Source organism: Paraherbaspirillum soli (genome assembly GCF_042654985.1).
Classification (GTDB): domain Bacteria; phylum Pseudomonadota; class Gammaproteobacteria; order Burkholderiales; family Burkholderiaceae_D; genus Paraherbaspirillum; species Paraherbaspirillum soli.
Genome location: NZ_JBHSMT010000008.1, coordinates 539795 through 559055, shown reverse-complemented (window position 1 = coordinate 559055; position 19261 = coordinate 539795). Strand labels below are relative to the sequence as shown.

At 60.3% G+C, this 19261-nt stretch carries 15 protein-coding genes; 5 read left to right on the top strand and 10 right to left on the bottom strand.

Annotated features, from left to right (window positions below; translation table 11 throughout):
• Nucleotides 1–10 precede the first annotated feature (10 nt).
• Nucleotides 11–1507 carry an AlkA N-terminal domain-containing protein gene (locus ACFPM8_RS05285; protein ID WP_378995686.1) on the top strand — a complete coding sequence of 499 codons (1497 nt, stop codon included), beginning with the start codon at nt 11–13 and terminating at the stop codon, nt 1505–1507.
• A gap of 16 nt (nt 1508–1523) precedes the next feature.
• Nucleotides 1524–2006: a methylated-DNA--[protein]-cysteine S-methyltransferase gene (locus ACFPM8_RS05280; RefSeq protein ID WP_378995684.1), complete on the top strand. Its 483-nt coding sequence runs from the start codon at nt 1524–1526 to the stop codon at nt 2004–2006.
• A 65-nt stretch (nt 2007–2071) separates the two neighbouring features.
• Here the strand turns inward: ACFPM8_RS05280 and ACFPM8_RS05275 are convergent, their stop codons facing one another.
• The 4 genes from ACFPM8_RS05275 to ACFPM8_RS05260 all read right to left on the bottom strand — a co-directional run bounded on the left by ACFPM8_RS05275 (nt 2072) and on the right by ACFPM8_RS05260 (nt 7842).
• Entirely contained in the window at nt 2072–4717 is a 2646-nt protein-coding gene (locus tag ACFPM8_RS05275; RefSeq protein WP_378995682.1) for a DNA topoisomerase III, read from the bottom strand.
• A 238-nt stretch (nt 4718–4955) separates the two neighbouring features.
• The gene (locus tag ACFPM8_RS05270; RefSeq protein ID WP_378995680.1) at nt 4956–5435 is read right to left on the bottom strand and encodes a Smg family protein; all 480 of its coding nucleotides are present in this window, start codon (nt 5433–5435) and stop codon (nt 4956–4958) included.
• A gap of 150 nt (nt 5436–5585) precedes the next feature.
• Nucleotides 5586–6740: a DNA-processing protein DprA gene (dprA, locus tag ACFPM8_RS05265; protein WP_378995753.1), complete on the bottom strand. Its 1155-nt coding sequence runs from the start codon at nt 6738–6740 to the stop codon at nt 5586–5588.
• Between the two features lie 28 nt (nt 6741–6768).
• Complete coding sequence (locus ACFPM8_RS05260; protein WP_378995678.1) at nt 6769–7842, bottom strand: LysM peptidoglycan-binding domain-containing protein; 1074 nt, start codon at nt 7840–7842, stop codon at nt 6769–6771.
• Between the two features lie 143 nt (nt 7843–7985).
• On the opposite strand from ACFPM8_RS05260, the gene def reads away from it, so the two are divergent.
• Nucleotides 7986–8513 (top strand): peptide deformylase, encoded by a 528-nt coding sequence (def, locus tag ACFPM8_RS05255; protein ID WP_378995676.1) that lies wholly within the window; start codon nt 7986–7988, stop codon nt 8511–8513.
• Nucleotides 8514–8612: 99 nt separating this feature from the next.
• Nucleotides 8613–9653 (top strand): helix-turn-helix domain-containing protein, encoded by a 1041-nt coding sequence (locus ACFPM8_RS05250; protein ID WP_378995674.1) that lies wholly within the window; start codon nt 8613–8615, stop codon nt 9651–9653.
• A 1-nt stretch (nt 9654) separates the two neighbouring features.
• On the opposite strand, the gene ACFPM8_RS05245 is transcribed toward ACFPM8_RS05250, so the two are convergent.
• Entirely contained in the window at nt 9655–11886 is a 2232-nt protein-coding gene (locus tag ACFPM8_RS05245) for a beta-glucosidase family protein (RefSeq protein ID WP_378995672.1), read from the bottom strand.
• A 177-nt stretch (nt 11887–12063) separates the two neighbouring features.
• On the opposite strand from ACFPM8_RS05245, the gene fmt reads away from it, so the two are divergent.
• Nucleotides 12064–13017: a methionyl-tRNA formyltransferase gene (fmt, locus tag ACFPM8_RS05240; RefSeq protein ID WP_378995670.1), complete on the top strand. Its 954-nt coding sequence runs from the start codon at nt 12064–12066 to the stop codon at nt 13015–13017.
• A 50-nt stretch (nt 13018–13067) separates the two neighbouring features.
• On the opposite strand, the gene ACFPM8_RS05235 is transcribed toward fmt, so the two are convergent.
• The 5 genes from ACFPM8_RS05235 to mrdA all read right to left on the bottom strand — a co-directional run bounded on the left by ACFPM8_RS05235 (nt 13068) and on the right by mrdA (nt 19230).
• Nucleotides 13068–13760: an aspartate/glutamate racemase family protein gene (locus ACFPM8_RS05235; protein WP_378995751.1), complete on the bottom strand. Its 693-nt coding sequence runs from the start codon at nt 13758–13760 to the stop codon at nt 13068–13070.
• A 95-nt stretch (nt 13761–13855) separates the two neighbouring features.
• Nucleotides 13856–14734, bottom strand: a complete 879-nt coding sequence (locus ACFPM8_RS05230) for a D-hexose-6-phosphate mutarotase (protein WP_378995667.1) — start codon at nt 14732–14734, stop codon at nt 13856–13858.
• Nucleotides 14735–14773: 39 nt separating this feature from the next.
• The gene (locus ACFPM8_RS05225; RefSeq protein ID WP_378995664.1) at nt 14774–15841 is read right to left on the bottom strand and encodes a septal ring lytic transglycosylase RlpA family protein; all 1068 of its coding nucleotides are present in this window, start codon (nt 15839–15841) and stop codon (nt 14774–14776) included.
• A gap of 247 nt (nt 15842–16088) precedes the next feature.
• Nucleotides 16089–17201, bottom strand: coding sequence for a rod shape-determining protein RodA (gene rodA, locus ACFPM8_RS05220; protein ID WP_378995662.1), 1113 nt, complete (start codon nt 17199–17201; stop codon nt 16089–16091).
• A gap of 37 nt (nt 17202–17238) precedes the next feature.
• A complete protein-coding gene (gene mrdA / locus ACFPM8_RS05215) occupies nt 17239–19230 on the bottom strand; it encodes a penicillin-binding protein 2 (protein WP_378995660.1) in 1992 nt (663 codons plus the stop codon).
• Nucleotides 19231–19261 lie beyond the last annotated feature (31 nt).

Here is a 19261-nt window from a genome sequence, read left to right as displayed (position 1 = left end):
TAAATGCGCCATGAACACTCCACACTCCACTCCCGCACCGCTCAGCGACGTCAGCTGCTATCGGGCACTGGCGGCCAGGGATAGCCGCTTCGATGGCGTCTTTTTTGTCGGCATCAAGACCACCGGCATCTACTGCCGGCCGATCTGTACCGCCAAGACCGCACGCGCATCTTCATGTACTTTTTATGCCAGCGCGGCCGCCGCCGAGGCGGCCGGATTTCGTCCTTGCCTGCGCTGCCGACCGGAGTTGGCGCCCTATGCCTTGCAGCAGAATCTGGCCTACGCGGTATGGCAGCGGATTGCCGCCGGCGCACTGAATCACCGCGACGAGCAAGACAGCGGCGACCTGGAGCAGCTGGCGCAGGAAGTCGGATTGTCGTCGCGCCAGTTGCGGCGGGTGTTGGTGCAGCACTTTGGCGTGACGCCGATCGAGCTGGCGCAAACCCAGCGCCTGCTGTTCGCCAAAAAACTTCTGCAAGAAACGGCATTGCCGATGGCGGTGCTGGCCGACGCCGCAGGCTTTGGCAGCGTGCGCCGCTTCAACGCGCTGTTTAGTGAGCGCTACGGGATGGCGCCGACGGCGGTGCGGCGGCAATTGAAAGCCAGTGCCGCGCAGGAGGCGGATAACGTGACGGTCCGGCTGGCTTATCGACCGCCGTTTGCCTGGGAAACCATGCTGCGCTATTTGCAGCGGCGTCTGATCGGCGGCGTCGAAGCGGTGCAACTTGAGCAAGAACAATCGGCTTATATGCGCAGCGTGCGCATCGATGGCGTCAGCGGCTGGTTGCGCGTGACGCACCTGCCGCCGCAGCAGCAACTCGAAGTGCATGTGGCGCCGAGTCTGACGCCCAGCCTGATGCCGCTGCTGTCGCGGCTGCGCATGCAGTTTGACCTGGACGCCAACCCGGCCTTGATCGCACAACACTTGCAGCAAGACCCGTTGCTGGCGCAATTGCTGGACGCGCATGCAGGGATACGGATACCCGGGGCGTTTGACGCCTTTGAATTGGCGGTGCGCGCCGTGCTGGGACAGCAGGTCAGCGTAGCGGGGGCCACCACGGTGGCCGGGCGGCTGGCGCAGCGTTTCGGTACGCCGTGCGCGACGCCGTTCGCAGCGGTGAGTCATCACTTCCCCGCCGCCGAGCAGTTGGCCGAAGTGTCTGCGCTTGAGCTGGCCACCATCGGGTTGCCGAAAACGCGGGCGCAAACGATTCTGAATCTGGCGCGTTTTGCGGCCCAAGGACATTTGCAAATGAAACCCGGCGTCACGCTGCAAGAGGCGGTCGCGCAGTTGAAAACCGTGGCCGGCATCGGCGACTGGACCGCGCAATACATCGCTTTGCGGGCGCTGCGTTTTCCGGATGCGTTCCCGGCCGGCGATCTTGGCTTGCAGAAGGCGGTGGTGCCCGGCACTCGCCTGAGCGAGCGCCAACTAGCGGCCCATGCTGCGCCGTGGGCACCGTGGCGCGGATATGCGGCGCTGCTTTTGTGGCATTCACTAGGATGAAAACCAGGATGAAATCATGATCTATTTCAGCGAACACGACAGCCCGCTCGGCAAGCTGTTGCTGGCAGCAACCGAGGCCGGCATCAGCGGCGTTTATTTTGAAGAGCATCGCCATTTCAAAGGCAAGGACGACGGCTGGCAATATGCGCCGGAGCATCCGCATTTGATGCGGGCGGCACAGCAGCTTGACGAATATTTCGCCGGCCGCAGGCGGCAATTCGACTTGCCGCTGGACTTGCATGGCACCGAATTTCAACAGGCGGTGTGGCGCGGCTTGCTGGACATCGGGTTCGGACAGACCAGCACTTATACCCAGCATGCCGGACACTGTGGCAAGACCAACGCGGTGCGTGCGGTCGGCACCGCGATAGGCCGCAATCCGCTCTCTATCATCGTTCCCTGCCATCGCGTGCTGGGCATGTCGGGAGCGTTAACCGGCTTTGCCGGCGGCCTGGAACGCAAGGCGTATTTGCTGAGGCATGAACAAGCCATCAAATGACAAAAGCCGCCTCGAAGGCGGCTTTTGTCATTTTCAATAATGCGCTTGCTTACTTACTTGCTTGGTTACGCAGCCTTACGCTTTGCAACCACTTTTTTGACCGCCGGTTTTTTGACCGCTGGCTTCTTGGCCGCCGGTTTCGCTTTCACGCTGGTCTCGCTGGCTTCGGTCTCAGCGTCTTCAACAGCGGCGGCTTTGGCCTTGCCTTTGGCCGGGGCCTTGGCTTTGCGCTCTTCGAACTCGAAACTGACCTTGCCATCCTTGCCCTTGACCAGGAAGGCCTTGAACGGGCGTCGGGTGCGCTGTGAAATAAAGCCCGGCAGCAAATCGGTTTTACCGTCGTTGAGCAGCTTGACCATCTGCTCCGGCAAGATCTCTTGTTGCAGGATCACGCGGCCGCTGCGGAAATCGCAGCCCTTCGGTTTGGCGACCGCCTTTTCGCAGACGTAGGCCAGTCCCATCTCGTATACCGGGCTGGCGCATTTCGGGCACGGGCCGAGTGCGGTCTGGCCGGTGAAATCGACGCCTTCGCCGTCTTCGCCTTCGCCTTCGTTCTGGCCGAAGTCGAACTCAAGCTTGAAGTTCTTGATCTCTTCGTCGCGGCTGATTTTGAGGATGGCGGCAAACGGCCGTCCCATCTTGGAGCGGAAACCTTGCAGCGGACCGATGGTGCGGTTGGTCAGCAATTCTTCCACTTCCGGGATTTCAAACTGACGGCTGCCCGGCGTTTTGCTCATCGAGAATTCGCACTTGGTGCAAGCGAAGCGGCGGTAGTTTTCCTTGACCACGCCGCCGCAATTCGGGCACGGCGCGAGCAAGGTCGCGTAGTCGCCGGGGATGGTGTCGTTGTCGTATTCCTTGGCGCGCTTGACGATGATCTGGGTCATCTGGGCGATTTCGCGCATGAATTCTTCGCGGCTGATTTTGCCGCGTTCCATCTGCGCCAGCTTGTGTTCCCACTCGCCGGTCAGTTCGGGTTCGGTCAGTTCATCGACGCCCAGGCCGTGCAGCAAGGTCATCAGCTGGAATGCCTTGGCGGTCGGCATCATTTCGCGGCCTTCGCGCAGCAGGTATTTTTCGTTCAGCAAGCCTTCGATGATCGCCGCCCGCGTTGCCGGCGTGCCGAGGCCCTTGCCGGCCATCGCTTCGCGCAACTCACCGTCGTCGACCAGCTTGCCGGCGCCTTCCATCGCCGACAGCAGCGTTGCTTCGCTGTAGCGCGCGGGCGGTTTGGTGACCAGGCCATTGGCGCTGATCTTGTCGGTCTTGACCTTCTCGTCCTTGGCCACGGCGACCAGCGTGCCGCTGTTTTCCGGGTCCTTGTCGTCGGCGGCTTCCTTGCCCGCAGTCTTCCCGTATATGGCCAGCCAACCGGCATTGGTCATCACTTTGCCTTCGGTCTTGAACTGATGGCCGGAGACTTCGGTAAAGCGGGTGGTGACCTGGAATTCCGCGGCCGGGAAAAACACCGCCATGAAGCGGCGCGTCACCAGGTCGTACAGTTTCTGTTCCGGCTCCGACAGGTTCTTCGGCGCTTGCGTGGTCGGGATGATCGCAAAGTGATCGCTGATCTTGGTGTTGTCGAAAATCCGCTTGTTCGGCTTGACCCAGCCCTTGTTCAGGATCTGCGCGGCGAACTGTTGGTAGTTGTGGTTCTCCGATACCGTCTCCAGCGCCTGCTTGACGGTGCCCAGATAATCTTCCGGCAGATGGCGCGAGTCGGTCCGCGGATAGGTCAGCACCTTGTGCTTTTCGTACAAGGCTTGCGCCAGGCCGAGCGTGTTCTTGGCGGAGAAGCCGAAGCGCGAGTTGGCTTCGCGCTGCAGGCTGGTCAAATCGAACAGGGCCGGCGCCATTTGCGTGGCCGGCTTCGATTCTTCAGTGACGTTGCCGAGCTTGCCGCGGCAGGCGGCCACGATCGATTCGGCGGCGGCCTTGCTCCACAGGCGTTCGGCGCGCTTTTCGGGATCGGTTTCATCTTTCTTGAAGGCGTTGTCCAGCCAGCGGCCTTCGTAAACACCGGCGGCGCAGACGAACTCGGCGCGCACTTCCCAGTAATCGCGCGGCACGAATTTTTTGATCTTTTCTTCGCGCTCGACCACGATCGAGAGGGTCGGCGTTTGCACCCGGCCGACGGTAGTCAAATAGAAACCGCCTTCTTTCGAATTGAAGGCGGTCATCGCGCGCGTGCCGTTGATGCCGATCAGCCAATCCGCCTCGCTGCGGCAGCGGGCGGCATCGGCCAGCGGCAGCATATCCTGGTCGTCGCGCAAATGGGCGAAGCCATCGCGGATCGCACCCGGCGTCATCGACTGCAGCCACAGTCGTTTGATCGGCTGCTTGGCTTTCGCATATTGCGCGATCAGGCGGAAAATCAGCTCCCCTTCGCGCCCGGCGTCACAGGCGTTGATCAGGGCGGTGACGTCTTTGCGCTTGATCAGCTTGTTGAGCACCTTGAGGCGCGATTCGGTCTTGGCGATCGGATTCAGCGCGAAGTGAGGCGGAATCATCGGCAAATGGGTGAAGGTCCATTTGCCGCGCTTGACGTCGTATTCTTCGGGGACCGCGATTTCCAGCAGGTGACCGACGGCCGAAGACAGCACGTATTCGTCGGACTCAAAGTACTCATCGTGCTTGGTGAAGCCGCCGAGGGTCTTCGCGATGTCGTTCGCGACGGAGGGTTTCTCGGCGATGATGAGGGTCTTGCTCATAGTTTTGTCTCGAAAGTAGCGCGCGTTTTCAGCGCATTTTTTGCTTTTGCACGCGATTTCAGGCGGCATCAAAGGGGTGGCTTGCGACTGCCAAATAACAACTATTTTACAAATATAGCGGTCGGCAATTCACATCGCGGCTAATGATAAGCGGGTTGTTGGAAAATTCGCAAGCACAGCAAGCGTTGGCGTTGCGCAATGCTGGCGTTGACGGTGCGCAATAATAGCGTGGAGGCGGTTAATGCAAAAGACGCGGCTCCGAATCATCGTCTTCGTCCAGAAACAACTCGTCGAACATCAATCCATCCGGTTCCTTGCCTTGGCTCCATAACACCATCAGCACGATGACCTTGAGCTTATCCAGCGGCACCGGCGTCTCGCTGACCGTCAATGCGCGTCCGATGACGATCTCGCGCTGGACCGGGTTGAGCATCTTGGCCAATTCCAGGAACTGGATAAAGCCGATCGCCGCCGTCCCCAGCACGTCGATTTCTTGCTGGGCGTAAATGCGGATGCCGGCGGAAAACGTTGTTTGCTGCGGATATTGGTCGGCAAATTCGCAATTGGTTTCCGCCAGGTCGGTCAGCCAGCCGAGCGCTTTGGAAATTTCATCCTCTTCAAAACCAATCGCCGACAGCTTCTTGACCAAAGCCTCCGGTTCAGGGCAGGCATCGGGCCGGTAATAAGTTTCATACAGATAAACAAGGACTTCGAACATGGTTCTACTGTGTCGCTTTGGTAAAAATAAGGCTAATAAGTGTGGGGTAGGCACCAGCATAGTACGTTTCGGCGCCAATAAATATCGCCAAGTATCGCAGGATTTGACAAATGCTGCCCATGATGCAAAAACAACAACAGTTAATTCCCGCTAGCCCAGCCGCCGATAGACCCCGCCCGGCAGTACCTCGACCAGCCCTTCCAGCTCCAATACCAGCAGTTGCGCGTTCAGAGTTGCCACATCGACCCCGCTGCGCGCCGCCAGCAGGTCCAGACTGACAGGATCGTAGCCTAGCGCTTTCAACAGCTTTTCTTTATCGTCATCCGCGGCATTTTCAGCAGGACTTTCAACACTCTTCGCCAGCTTGGATGGTCCGCGCGGGGCCGGCGCTGCGCCAAAAGACCCGAGCTCTTCCAACACGTCCTGCGCCGATTCCACCAGCTTTGCGCCTTGCTTGATGAGCTGATGGCAGCCTTTGGACAGCGGCGAATGGATGGAGCCGGGGATCGCGAACACGTCGCGCCCCTGTTCGGCCGCCATCCGGGCGGTAATCAAGGATCCGGATTGGGCCGCCGCTTCGACCACCAGCACGCCACGAGCAAGGCCGGAAATAATCCGGTTGCGGCGCGGGAAATTGGCTGCGATACCCGGCGTACCAAGTGAGTATTCGCTAACGATACAGCCCGCTTCCGCTATCTGATGTGCCAGACTGCGATTGCGGGCCGGGTAGACGATGTCGGCCCCGGTGCCGATCACCGCCACCGTGCTGCCGGCCTCGACGGCGCCGGCCGCGCCACGCAAAGCACCGTGGTGGGCGGCGGCGTCTATCCCCAGCGCCATCCCGGAGATGATGGTCAAGCCGCGCTGGCTCAGGATCTCGGCAAAGCGGTCGGCATTGGCAATGCCCTGGGCGGTAGCGTTGCGGCTGCCGACCACGGCAAGCGACGGCCGCGTCAACAACTCGGCGCGTCCTTTCACATACAGCATCAGGGGGGGATCGGCGATATCCAGCAGCGCTTGCGGATAGCCGCTGTCGGCTAGCGTAAATAACTGGTTGCCGGGTTGCTGGAGCCATTCCAGGGTGCGTTCTATCAGCGCCTGGGTGGTCTCGGAAAGCGGTGCCAGCAGTGCGTAGGCGATGCGTTCCGGCACCACCTTGTGCAAAGCTGAAAAAGACGTTTCAAAGATATTTGCCGGCAGACCGAACGCCGCCAGCAGGCGGCGCGCGGTTTCCAAGCCGACGCCAGCGGTCTCCGCCAGCCGCAGCCAAGCGGCCAGTTCGTCTGGCGCATGGTGCTGCGTCAACCGCGGCCCGCCATTGGCATCGACGCCCTTATTCCGGCGATTTGGCGAGGTCGCCAATATCGACAGTATTTTTCACTTCCATGATCAAGCCATACGAAATATGGTTGAACACGCGGAAGATAAACAGGGTGCCGTATTCTTCGTCAGGCAGCTTGATCATCTTTTTACGGTCGGAAGGATCGGCAATGGTTTTACCGAAACGCGACAGTTGCAGCACCGTGCCGACATCGATATTGTCGGCTTTGCCCTGATTGATGGACACAATCTGGTTCTGCGCCGCTGCGGCCACGCCGCCATAAATCGACACGACACGGGCGTTGACTTCGCCGGTAGGTGCGTGCGGCACGTAGTTCAGGATCGGTGCAACCGGTGTCGGCAGGATGCGGTCGCCCGATTGCATTTCCTGTTTCGTTTCGACCACGGTAAAGGTATGCGCCTCGCCTTCGGTTTTACCGCGGCGATCCAGTTTCAGCGTGCCGAGATACAGGGCTTCGTTAGCGATGACCTTGCCGGTGACCGGATCCTTCAGTTGCGTGCCGGGGCGGAATACCTGGAACGAGGTGGCCTCTTTCAGATCGCCGACCACATACGCCTTGTCGCCTTGGCCCAGGCTGATGCGGCCATCCTGCGGCGCCACGATATGCGGCGCATCTTTCAATTCTTCATCTTCGATGATCAACGGTTGCGACAGGAAAGGACCGATCGCATCGGCCGGAATCGCGGTGATCGCATCGTTGCCCATGCCCTGCACCCGCATATGCGGCGACAGCTTGACTACGCCGCCGGTACCGCCGGTTGAGTTGCCCAGGCGCAAACGGCCGGAAGCGCGGTCGAAATAAACGATCTGGCCTGGATAAATCCAGTGCGGATTGCGAATCTCTTCTTTATTCAGGCCCCACACCTGTGGCCAGCACCATGCATGTTGCAGAAATTTCCCGGAAATTCCCCACAAAGTATCGCCGCGGACGACAACATGCTGGTCCGGAGCGTTAGGCAAAAATTCACAGCGTGTCGGCGTGGCCGCCTGTGCGGTAGCCATTGGCAAAGTGCCAAATCCGGCCGTTAAAGCAAGAAGGAGTGCAGCTGTGCTAAACTTTTTCATATTGTTTCCGGTGATAGTGCGTTGAATTGGTGCTGGTATCGAAAGCAAAAAACTTGCCAAAGTGAATCAAATTCTGCCTACAAACGATTGAACTAGCAAGAGAAAACCACTTCCACCCCGCCTAACTGTCTCGCAAAAGTCGTATGTCCTTACTCAATATCCTGCGTTATCCCGATGCTCGCCTGCATAAAATTGCCAAGCCGGTGACAAATTTTGACACCCGCCTGAAGAAATTGATCGCCGATATGGCGGAAACCATGTACGACGCGCCCGGGGTCGGCTTGGCCGCGACCCAGGTCGACGTGCACGAACAATTGGTGGTCATCGACACCTCCGACGCCGGCACCGACCTGCGCGTGTTCATCAATCCGGAAGTCATCTGGGCCAGCGAAGAAAAGCAGGTCTACGACGAAGGCTGCCTGTCCGTGCCCGGCGTCTACGACGGCGTCGAACGCCCGGCGCGAGTCAAGGTGCGGGCGCTGGATGCCGACGGCAAGCCGTTCGAAGTCGAGGCCGACGGCTTGCTGGCGGTGTGCATCCAGCATGAGATGGACCATTTGAAAGGCAAGGTATTCGTCGAATACCTGTCGCCGCTGAAGCGCAACCGGATCAAATCCAAAATGCTCAAGGAAGAACGCGAGCAGAAACGCGACAAGCAATACGCAAGATAAAATCAATCGCGGCGCATCGCAATTTGCTGCGCGCCGCTGTCCCGAGCCTCCCCTCCGGCGTTGTATTATTTGCAAATAAAAAGCAAATGGGGGGCGGTGATGCGGACAGACATTCGTTCCAAAACGGTATCCAACGCGATTGCCCGGGAAATAAAAACGGTCGCGGAACGCTGCGGCATAGGGCCGGCGGAATTTAGCCGGCTGACCGGGATACAAGCCCATGAGCTGGCTGAAACCGGCGCCCGCATTGCCGGCGGCAAGCATTTGAAAATGTTGCGCCTGATGGACCGGCTGGCTTACGTTCCGCAGCTTGACAGCGATAGCCTGCAAGACCTTTTCCCTTTCTTCCCCGATTTCGCCGCGCTCGCCGCCTGCAGCAGGAATGGGCGCGATGCGCTGAATAACTACATTAGTTACCGCTATGCGATCGGCGAGCTGGACTTTGTATCGCTGCGTCATGCGCCGGACCGGATAGAAATTGACTACATCAACGAAGGCGAAGGCGAGCCGCCACGCTCGGCAGCCAGCGCTTTGGGGAATTTCCTGATTGTCGCGAAAATCATCCGCCACTATCTGCCTCGGGCTGGACATCGCATCCAGATTGATTTGCAAGGCCGTCTTGCAACGCCGCCGCACGTGATCGAAAGCCGGATCGACGCACAGGTCCGGTTTCAGCAAATGCACAATCGCCTGCTTTGCATCAGCGCCGACCTGGACGCGCCGTATGCCTCGTTCAACCAGATGCTGAACCGCTATGTGCACGGCAAACTCGAGGCCGAGCGCCGGCGCAGCATGCTGCGCGAGACGTTCTCGGCCCAGGCCGAAAGCGCCATACTCGGCCTGCTGCGCTGCTCCGCGCCGGAAGCCGGGACCGACGATATGCTGGCCATGCTATGCCAGCAATTCCACATTTCGCGCTGGACCGTATTGCGCCGCCTGAAACACGAAAACAGCTCGTTCGAATCGCTGCTGAGCCGGGTAAGAAGCATCGAAACCCGACGCCTGCTCGAAGAAACCCAGCTGTCAATCGGTGAAATCAGCGACCGTATCGGCTTTGCTTCTCCAAGCTCCTTGTCGCGCTTCTTCAAAGCGCAGTGGGGCGTGTCCCCGACTCAGCACCGCGCCAAGCTGCGTGGTTAATTTACAGCTTGAGCCCGCCCTTCAATGCATTGCCGTCGCGTGAAGAGGTGCCGACATAGAGCGTGTAGTCGCCGCTCCGCACTTGCCATTTTTTCCCGACCACATCCCAGATCGCCAGGCGCTCGTTGTCGATGACCAGCGTCAGCTGTTTGCTTTCCCCTGGCGCCAGTTGCACCTTTTGCCAGCCGACCAGACGCTGCGGCGGTTCGCCTGCGCTGAGCGGCAGCTGCGCATAGATTTGCGCGACCTCGGCGCCGGCACGGGCACCGGTGTTCTTCAGCGTGAAGCTGACTGTCGGATTGCCGCCGGCATCGTTCGCAATCTGCAGATTGGAATAGGCAAACGTGGTGTACGACAAACCATGGCCGAAGGCAAACAGCGGCGCAATCTGCATCGCGTCATACCAGCGATAGCCCATCTTCAAGCCTTCACTATAAGTGACGTTCAGATCGGTGGCCGAGATTTGCTTTTGCGGCAGGTCGCTATCGCTGACCGGAAAACTCAACGGCAGTTTGCCGGACGGATTGACGTCGCCGAATAAGACATCGGCAATCGCGGCGCCGCCCTGGATCCCCGGATACCAGGCCGCCAGTACCGCCGATACGCCGGCCAGCCAGGGCATGGTCACCGCAGTGCCGTTCTCCAGCACCACCACGGTACGCTTGTTGCGCGCCGCCACGGCGCTGATCAAGGCATTCTGGTCATAGGTTTGATTCGCCGGATCGCTGGCAACGCCCGGCAAACTCAGCGACGGCAGGTCCATGTGCTCGCTGGTGAACTGGGTCGCAAAGATCAACGCCACGTCGGCATTTTGTGCGGCATTGGCGGCAGCTGCGGCATCATTGCCATCGAAATACGTCACGCTCGCATTCGGCATTTTTGCCCTGATCGCGGCGAGCGGAGCGGATTTGAAATACGCGGCGCAAGCGCTCATCAAATTTTCCGGCGGCAGTTTGGCGGACGGCTGCGCACAGGGGACCGGATTGCCCACTTGCGTCAACGAACCGCCGGAGCCGCCGCCCGTCAACACCCCGGCGTCGGCATGCCCGCCAATCACCACCACGGATTTCACTGCGGCCGCATCCAGCGGCAAAGCGCCGACGCTGGCACCGGCCGGCGCATCGTTTTTCAGCAACACCATGCCCTGCGCCGCCACCTGCCGGGCCAATGCGTTGCCGCTCGCGCCATCAATCGTGCCGCCGCTGCGGGGCGGCGCATCCATGATCCCGATCCGGTACAAGGTGCGCAATCTGCGAAACACCATATCGTCCAGCCGCGCCATCGGCACCGATCCGTTTTGTATCGCCGCTTTCAAACGCTGATTGAAGTAAGTCGGGAGCCCCAAGGCGCCCACCGCATCGTCGCTCGAACCGGGCTGTTCTTCATCCAGGCCGGCGTTGGCGGCACGCACCGTATCGGTGACGGCAAAGATCCAATCCGACTGCACCACGCCTTTGAAGCCCCATTCGTTTTTCAATACCGTTGTCATCAGGTAGGGATTTTCGCAAGCCTTGATGCCGTTGACCAGGTTGTAGGCGCACATCACGTTTCCCGGCTGACCGTCTTTCACGCCCACTTCAAAAGCGCGCAGATACAGCTCGCGCATGGTTCTTTCATCAACGATGGAATTGGATGTGAAGCGGTTGGTTTCCTGATTGTTCAAGGCCAGATGCTTGATCGTCGAAATCACCTTCTGCTGCTGCGTGCCTATCGTGCGTTGCGCCGACAGCGTACCGGCCAGCAGTGGGTCCTCACCCATGTATTCAAAGGTTCTGCCGTTGCGCGGCTCGCGCGCCAGATTGACGCCGGCGCCCAGCCCTTCGGCAAAGCCGAGGGCCCGCAGTTCGGTACCGATCAACGCCCCGTATTGCCGCGCCAAATCGCCATCCCAGCTGGCGGCCAGGGCCAGCGGTGCAGGCATCGCGGTGGCGCCGGCATTGACGACATTGACGCCGCTGGAAGCATCCGCCGTGCTGAAGTCGGGAATGCCGAGCCGCTCGATGCCGGGAATAAATCCGGCGCCGCCTGCAATCGGCGATGTATACATGCCGACGCCGTGCACCATCTGGATTTTTTCATCCAACGTCATTTGCGCCAACAGCGACTGGGCGCGCCGATTCGCGACTGCATCTGCTGAAAACGCCGACGCTGCATTGCCGCCGCCATCGCCGCATGCGGCCAGCAATCCGGCGGCACACGCGGCAATCAATAAGGAAAAGTATCTGCGCTGCATTGCTTGTCTCCTCGATATAGGGATGCTTGTTGAAAAAGCAAATCCACTATACGGCGGCCCCGCTGCCGCTCATGACACCGCAAGGTGCAACTTTTGACTTATGGGTGCAAGCCGGGAAAAATAATCGGACACTAGCCCCCACATCAAAACCGATTAGTTCCGTAATACAATCCCGCCATGAAAATCATCTTTGCCGGTACTCCCGAATTCGCCGCCGTCGCGCTCAAGGCGCTGCACGACGCCGGCCATCAAATCCCGCTGGTGCTGACCCAGCCCGACCGACCCGCAGGACGCGGCATGCAGCTACAGGCATCGCCGGTCAAGCAATTTGCGCAAGCCCATCAGATCCCGGTGGCGCAGCCTGTATCGCTGCGGCTGGACGGCAAATATCCGGAGGTTGCCAAGGAGGCCCACGCGCTGCTGCAGGCGACGCCGCACGACGTCATGGTGGTGGCTGCCTACGGCTTGATTCTGCCGCTCAGCGTATTGACCATCCCGCCGCATGGCTGCCTGAACATCCATGGTTCGCTGTTGCCGCGTTGGCGCGGCGCGGCGCCCATCCATCGGGCGATTGAAGCCGGCGATAGCGAGACCGGCATCACCATCATGCAAATGGATCAGGGGCTCGATACCGGGCCGATGTTGTTGATCGAAAAACTGGCGATCGACGCCGGCGACAGCACCGGCACCTTGCATGACAAGATGGCGCAACTGGGTGGGAAAATGATCGTCGAGGCGCTGCGCTTGCTGGAGCAAAATGCGTTGCCGTCGACGCCGCAACCGGAAGCCGGCGTCACTTACGCGGCCAAGATCAGCAAGGAAGAAGCGGCGCTCGATTTCAGCCTGCCGGCCGAGGTCCTGGAACGCAAGATTCGCGCCTTCAATCCCTTCCCCGGCGCCTTCGCGCCGTTCGCCGGCATCCATTTGAAACTATGGCAGGCGCAAGCGGTAAGCGCGGTTGGCACGCACGCAGCCGGCACCGTCATCAGCGCCGATCCGCACGATGGCGTCATCGTCGCCTGCGGCAGCGGCGCGTTGCGCTTTACCGAGCTGCAAAAGCCGGGAGGGAAACGACTGCCGGCTGCCGAGTTCCTGAAGGCGTTTCCGATGCAGGGCGGACGCTTCGATTGATGCGACGCCGGCCCGCATTGAGACGATGCGCCCGGCGATCGACAGCCGGACTAGGCGGTCGCCCACTGTAGCGCCGCCTGCACGTGCAGCGCCGTGGTGTCGAAAGTCGGCAGCGCCGAGTCCTCCGGCTTGATCAGCAACATGATTTCGGTGCAGCCCAGGACGACGCCTTGCGCGCCTTGTTCTTTGAAGCCCTGAATCACGCGCTGAAATTCCGCGCGCGATGCGTCGTTGATCCGACCGTGACAAAGCTCGTCGTAAATGACCGAATGAACGAGCGCGCGGTCAGCCTCTTCCGGCACCAGCACCTGCAATCCATGCATCGCCTCCAGCCGCCCGCGATAAAAATCCTGCTCCATCGTAAAGCGCGTGCCCAGCAAGCCAACCCGGCTCAAGCCGGCGCGCTTGATCGCCGCCGCCGTCGGATCGGCGATGTGCAGCACGGGGATCGCTACCGCCTGTTCAATCGCCGGCCAGACCTTGTGCATGGTGTTGGTGCACAGGATGATGCAGTCGGCACCGCCGGCAGCCAGCTGGCGCGCGGCGTCCGCCATGTGCTCGGCCAGCGCGTCCCAGCGGCCCTGATGCTGCAGCTGTTCGATGTCGTGGAAATTCACTGTCAGCATCAGGCTGCGGGCATTGTGGTGGCCGCCCAATAGCGCCTTGCTGCCTTGGTTCAACAAGCGGTAATACTCGACCGACGACTCCCAGCTCATGCCGCCTATCATGCCTATCGTCCGCATGCCGTCTGTATCCGTGCTCATGGTTGGTTCCTTATCAAGTCGGATGCCGATTGTGTCATTCGATTAAGATGCCGGCCAAGGACACTTGCACAGTTTTATACCGGGCCAGTTACGGTCAATTGTTGAAAGCCGAGCCAGCTATCGCCGGCAGCCAAGGCGACCGGACGTGCAACGGCGGCGGCCTCGATACACACAAAATGTTGATAGCCATCCGCCGGTAAATCGGCGATGGCGGCGCTGCCGCCGACCCAGGGATTCCACACCACCGCATCGGCAAAGCCGCCTTGGGCGACAACGATGGCGTGACCCGGTTGCTGCAGCGTGAGCGGCTGATCGACTTGAAAATAAACCCGATCGATCTCGGCCGAAATCCGCAGTTCCGCTTCATCCACGACCTTGATCCGGCGCTGGTCGAGAGCGTCGCGGTATTGATGTCCTTGCAGTCCCAGAATGGCCGACTGCGCGACCTGCGCCTGCAAATAGGTATGCAGCGCGCAGGTGAACTGGAATGGCTGGTCGCCGCGGTTCGTCACCGACAGCTCGGCATGCAGCGTGCGGCCGCCAAATGAGAGGCGCAGTTCCAGCGCAAACGCATGCGGAAACAGCTTCCTGGTTTCGGCATCGTCGCTCAAGCCAAGACGCAGCATGCCTGCGCCGTCCGCCAATACCGAGGACTCCAGCAAGGTCCATTCGCGCACGCGGGCGAAGCCGTGTTTAGGCAGCGCTCCTTCACCGGCAAATTGCGGAAAAATCACCGGCATGCCGCCGCGAATGGCGGCATCGCTGCGCCATGTGTTCAGCGCGCTGAGGAACAGATGCTCGGCGCCGTCCGCGGTGCGCCACGAACAAAGATGGCCACCGTGCAGCGCGACCTTCACTTGCGCACCGTCGGCGGCGGTGGCGACTATCAGGTCGGCCGGCAAATCATGGTCTGCGGCTTGCGACGCCTGTGCTTGCTGCTTACTCTCCGACATATGCCTACCCTCCGTCAAATATCGCCATAAGATGCCGTGCTATCGCTGCACGATAATCGGCGCGGCAACAGCATGCAGCCGCACTTGTTGCAGGACTTGATCGGCCGCCGAGCGGCTGCTGTAGGGACCGGCGTAAAGGCGATATACGCCGTTCACCGCAATGCTGTCGAGCGAACCGACCACGCCGGACAGCTCACGCATCAGTCGTTCGCGGGCGCTGTCGGCATTGCTATGTTGGGAGTAGGCGCCGAACTGCAGGTAGAAACCGTTCGCAGTCGCACTGGCACTGTCCGCCGGAGCAGACGCAGTCGATTCGGCGCTCAACAAAGGTTGCGACACCAAAGCCGGCATGGTCACCGGCTCAGCCGCCACCACCGGCGGGACATTGTCCGCGACCTTGACCGGAGCAACTTGGCTGATCGTCGCAGATGGACCAGTCTGGTTTTTCATCGCGAGGATATCGGCCGGCAGCAAACGCTCCACCTCCAGCTCGCCGCTGCCATGCCCCAGATAACCCAGCTTCAGCGCCGCCGTATAGGACAGGTCGATGATGCGGCTCGAGTGGAATGGTCCGCGGTCGTTGACCCGCACGATGACCTGGGCGCCGGTCTTCAGATTGGTCACGCGGGCGTAGGACGGGATCGGCAGGGTTGGATGGGCGGCGGTCATTTTGTACATGTCGTACAACTCGCCGGAAGAGGTTTTTTGCTGGTGGAATTTCTTGCCGTACCAGCTGCCAATGCCGCGCTGCTTGAACGGCCGGTCGTCGGTCAACGGCGTATACGTCTTGCCGAACACCACATACGGCTTGTTGCCGGTGCGCGAATAGGGCTCGACATTCGGTATCGCGTCGGGCACGTCAAGCAAGCCTTCCGGCGTGACGTCGCCCGGACCGTCATCCTTGTAATAAGCGCCGCGGCCGGAACCGGCTGGCGGCAATACCGGCCCGCTGCGCTTGCCGGTGGAAGTCGATTTTGCGGCCGGAGCCTCGGTTGCCGGCGGCGCTTTCGGTGTTGTGCCGCAAGCGGCCAGAATCAGCAGCGGCGCCAGAGCGCTCAGATGACGCGTGAGCCGATAGCGGCGATGGATGGGGTTACAACAAGGCATGCGCGCTCCTAGAGCCTATAAATCGGGTGTGCGGATGGACCGCATTGTTGCAGAACAAGTTCAATCGCTAGCCTGTTCCAAATCTGCGGTCGTCGTAGGGCGGATGAGCGCAGCGTTATCCGCCGTTTTGGATGTGCCGCATGTGTTTGATGCATCCAAGGCGGAAGGCGCTGCGCTTTTCCGCCCTACAGGTTCTTTGTGATGCCAGAACCCAAGCAATTGCCATTCCAGTACGCGGTGCGCACGATCAAGACTGGATCAACTTGCGGTGGCGCTGGATGCTCATCAGGATGCCGGCACCCAAGCCCAGGGTGACCAGCGCCGTGCCGCCGTAACTCATGAACGGCAACGGCACGCCGACCACCGGCAGGATGCCGCTGACCATGCCCATGTTGACGAAGGCATAGGTAAAGAAGATCAAGGTGATGGAGCCGGCCAGCAAGCGCGTGAACATGGTCGGCGCATTGACCGCGATCATCATGCCGCGGCCGATCAGCAGCAGGTACAGGAACAGCAGCACGCCGTTCCCGATCAAGCCGAATTCTTCCGAGAACACGGCGAAGATAAAGTCGGTGGTGCGTTCCGGAATAAATTCCAGGTGGGCCTGAGTTCCTTTCAGCCAGCCTTTGCCGAAAATGCCGCCGGAGCCGACCGCGATGGTGGATTGGATAATATGAAAGCCCTTGCCGAGCGGGTCCGAGGTGGGGTCGATCAGCATCATCACGCGCTGCCGCTGATAGTCATGCAATACCGACCACAACACCGGCAGGCTGGCGCCGGCCGCCAGCGCCAGACCGAGCAGCACCCGCCACGACAGCCCGGCCAGGAAGATCACATAAAAGCCGGCCGCCAGCACCAGCGTGCCGGTGCCCAGATCCGGCTGGCGGATGATCAGGCCGACCGGCACCACCAGCAGCAGCGCCGCCAGCAAATAGTCGCGCCAGGTGATCATCCCTTCGCGCTTCTGGAAGTACCAGGCCAGCATCAGCGGCATCGCGATTTTCATGATTTCCGAAGGCTGGATCACCATGCCGACGTTGATCCAGCGGCGCGAACCTTTTTTGACGATGCCGAACAGGGCGACCGCGATCAACAGCGTCACTCCTATCGTATAAATCGGCACCGCAAACCGCATCAAGGTCTGCGGCGGAACGTTGGCGGCCACCCACATGATCACGAACGCCACCAGGATATTGCGCAGCTGGTCCTCGACCCGGCCCGGAAAGTCGATCCCGGCCGAATACAAAGTGACGATGCCGACCGCCAATATCAAAAAAATAATCAGCGACAGTGCGCCGTCAAATACCGCAATATGCGATTTGATCCTGCGCCACCAGGCATGTTTGTCAGTCAGGGTCATGGTCTTGTTCTAAATAGCGGGCTGGGCATATGACACATCATTCCCGATTGCCCGGGCTTTCTTCGCCGTCTTTATAAGCTTCTTCCGAGGCGTCGCCCGGTTTCACGTCGACTTCCGGCGGCGCGCCGTCCGCCGCTACCGCGGCTGCCAACGCTGCCGCTGCTTTGGCGCTGTCGCCGGGACGCTTGCCGAGCAAATAATAATCCAACGCCTTGCGCACGATAGGCGCTGCCGCGGCCGCCCCGAAGCCGCCGTTTTCGACAATCACGGCAATCGCGATGCGCGGCTTGTCGACCGGCGCGAAAGCGGTGTACCAGGCGTGATCATGCATGCGCGCGTTCAGTTTTTTGGCGTCGTACTTCTCGCCTTGCTTGATCGACACTACCTGGGCGGTGCCGGTCTTGCCGCCCGATTCATAACCGGCGCCGGCAAATACCTTGGACGAGGTGCCGCCTATCGTGACGCCGACCATCGCGTGCTTGATGAAGTCGATATTTTCCTGCTTCAACGGAATCCGGTAGCTTTCCTTCGGCACGGTCTGGGTGTGCTTGTTGGTGACGCCGTCTTCGATGATCTTGACCAGGTGCGGCTTCATCACCACGCCGTTGTTGACCAGGGTCGCCACCGCATGCGCCAGTTGCAGCGGCGTAAAGGAATTGAAGCCTTGGCCGATGCCGAGCGAAATAGTATCGCCGCCGACCCATTTCTGCGCCGCTGCGCGTTTGAAATATTTACGCTTCCAATCAGTCGACGGCAGGATGCCGCGCTGCTCGTGCTCGAGATCGATGCCGGTCAGCTGACCGAAGCCGAATGGTTTCATGAAATCGTGAATCGTATCCGGCCCCATATCGTTGGCCAGCATGTAGTAATAGGTATCGCACGATTCGACGATCGACTTGTACATGTCGACCCGGCCATGGCCTCCCACCTTGTCGTCGCGGAAACGGTGACCGCCCAGCATGAAGAAGCCGACGTCGTTGATCGCGTAACCCGGCGTGCGCTTGCCCAGTTCCAGCGCCGCCAGCGCCATGAACGGCTTGTAGGTCGAGCCGGGCGCATAGGTGCCGTTCATCGGCCGGTTGATCAGCGGATGATCGGGCGAGTTGTTCAAGTCGTCCCAGCTTTGCTGATCGATGCCTTCGACAAACAGGTTGGGATCGAACGACGGCTGCGACACATACGCCAGCACATCGCCGGTAGAGGGCTCGATCGCCACCAGCGCGCCGCGGTTGTCGCCGAAAGCCTCTTCGATCACTTTCTGCAACTCGATGTCGATCGACAGAATCAGGTTATTGCCCGGCGTCGGCGGCACCCGCGACATGCTGCGTACCGCCCGCCCGCTGGCGGCGACTTCGATTTCTTCGTAACCGGTATTGCCGTGCAACTGCTCTTCGTAACTTTTTTCGAGGCCGTCCTTGCCGAGATAACTGGTGCCCTTGTAGTTGGCCGCATCGTCGCTGTCCTCGATGCGGTCGGCATCTTTCTGATTCATGCGGCCGATGTAGCCAATCACATGGGCGGCCACCTCGCCCAGCGGATACTGGCGGAACAAGCGCGCCTGCACGTCGATCCCCGGAAAACGAAAGCGTTGCGCAGTGAAGCGCGCCACTTCTTCATCGGTCAGGCGGGTGCGTATCGGCAGGCTGGCGAAGCTCTTGGAGTCATCCAGCAATTTCTTGAAGCGGCGCCTATCCTTGGGCGTGATGCTGACCACCTGCGCCAGGTCGTCGATCACGCTCTCCAGGTTGCCCTTGATCTTGGAGCGGGTGATTTCAAGCGTATAGGCAGAATAATTTCGCGCCAGCACGACGCCGTTGCGGTCCTTGATCAGGCCGCGGTTCGGCACCACCGGCACCAGCGAAATCCGGTTGTCCTCGGCCTGCGCCGCATAGGCATCGTGGCGCACCACCTGGACCCATACGAAGCGCGCCACCAGCAGCCCAAAACAGAGCAGTACGAAAGCGAAGACGGCGGTGATCCGCAGCCGGAAGTTTCGCAATTCACGTTCGGTGTTTTTAAATTCGGTCATCGGTATTGAAGCGTCGGGCAGCAGCGCGGTA

Excerpts from the sequence above, each read along its gene's own strand:
- ACFPM8_RS05285 (WP_378995686.1), top strand. The coding sequence starts at position 11 with ATGAACACTCCACACTCCACTCCCGCACCGCTCAGCGACGTCAGCTGC.
- ACFPM8_RS05280 (WP_378995684.1), top strand. The coding sequence starts at position 1,524 with ATGATCTATTTCAGCGAACACGACAGCCCGCTCGGCAAGCTGTTGCTG.
- ACFPM8_RS05275 (WP_378995682.1), bottom strand. The coding sequence starts at position 4,717 with ATGAGCAAGACCCTCATCATCGCCGAGAAACCCTCCGTCGCGAACGAC.
- ACFPM8_RS05270 (WP_378995680.1), bottom strand. The coding sequence starts at position 5,435 with ATGTTCGAAGTCCTTGTTTATCTGTATGAAACTTATTACCGGCCCGAT.
- ACFPM8_RS05260 (WP_378995678.1), bottom strand. The coding sequence starts at position 7,842 with ATGAAAAAGTTTAGCACAGCTGCACTCCTTCTTGCTTTAACGGCCGGA.
- def (WP_378995676.1), top strand. The coding sequence starts at position 7,986 with ATGTCCTTACTCAATATCCTGCGTTATCCCGATGCTCGCCTGCATAAA.
- ACFPM8_RS05250 (WP_378995674.1), top strand. The coding sequence starts at position 8,613 with ATGCGGACAGACATTCGTTCCAAAACGGTATCCAACGCGATTGCCCGG.
- ACFPM8_RS05245 (WP_378995672.1), bottom strand. The coding sequence starts at position 11,886 with ATGCAGCGCAGATACTTTTCCTTATTGATTGCCGCGTGTGCCGCCGGA.
- fmt (WP_378995670.1), top strand. The coding sequence starts at position 12,064 with ATGAAAATCATCTTTGCCGGTACTCCCGAATTCGCCGCCGTCGCGCTC.
- ACFPM8_RS05235 (WP_378995751.1), bottom strand. The coding sequence starts at position 13,760 with ATGCGGACGATAGGCATGATAGGCGGCATGAGCTGGGAGTCGTCGGTC.
- ACFPM8_RS05230 (WP_378995667.1), bottom strand. The coding sequence starts at position 14,734 with ATGTCGGAGAGTAAGCAGCAAGCACAGGCGTCGCAAGCCGCAGACCAT.
- ACFPM8_RS05225 (WP_378995664.1), bottom strand. The coding sequence starts at position 15,841 with ATGCCTTGTTGTAACCCCATCCATCGCCGCTATCGGCTCACGCGTCAT.
- rodA (WP_378995662.1), bottom strand. The coding sequence starts at position 17,201 with ATGACCCTGACTGACAAACATGCCTGGTGGCGCAGGATCAAATCGCAT.
- mrdA (WP_378995660.1), bottom strand. The coding sequence starts at position 19,230 with ATGACCGAATTTAAAAACACCGAACGTGAATTGCGAAACTTCCGGCTG.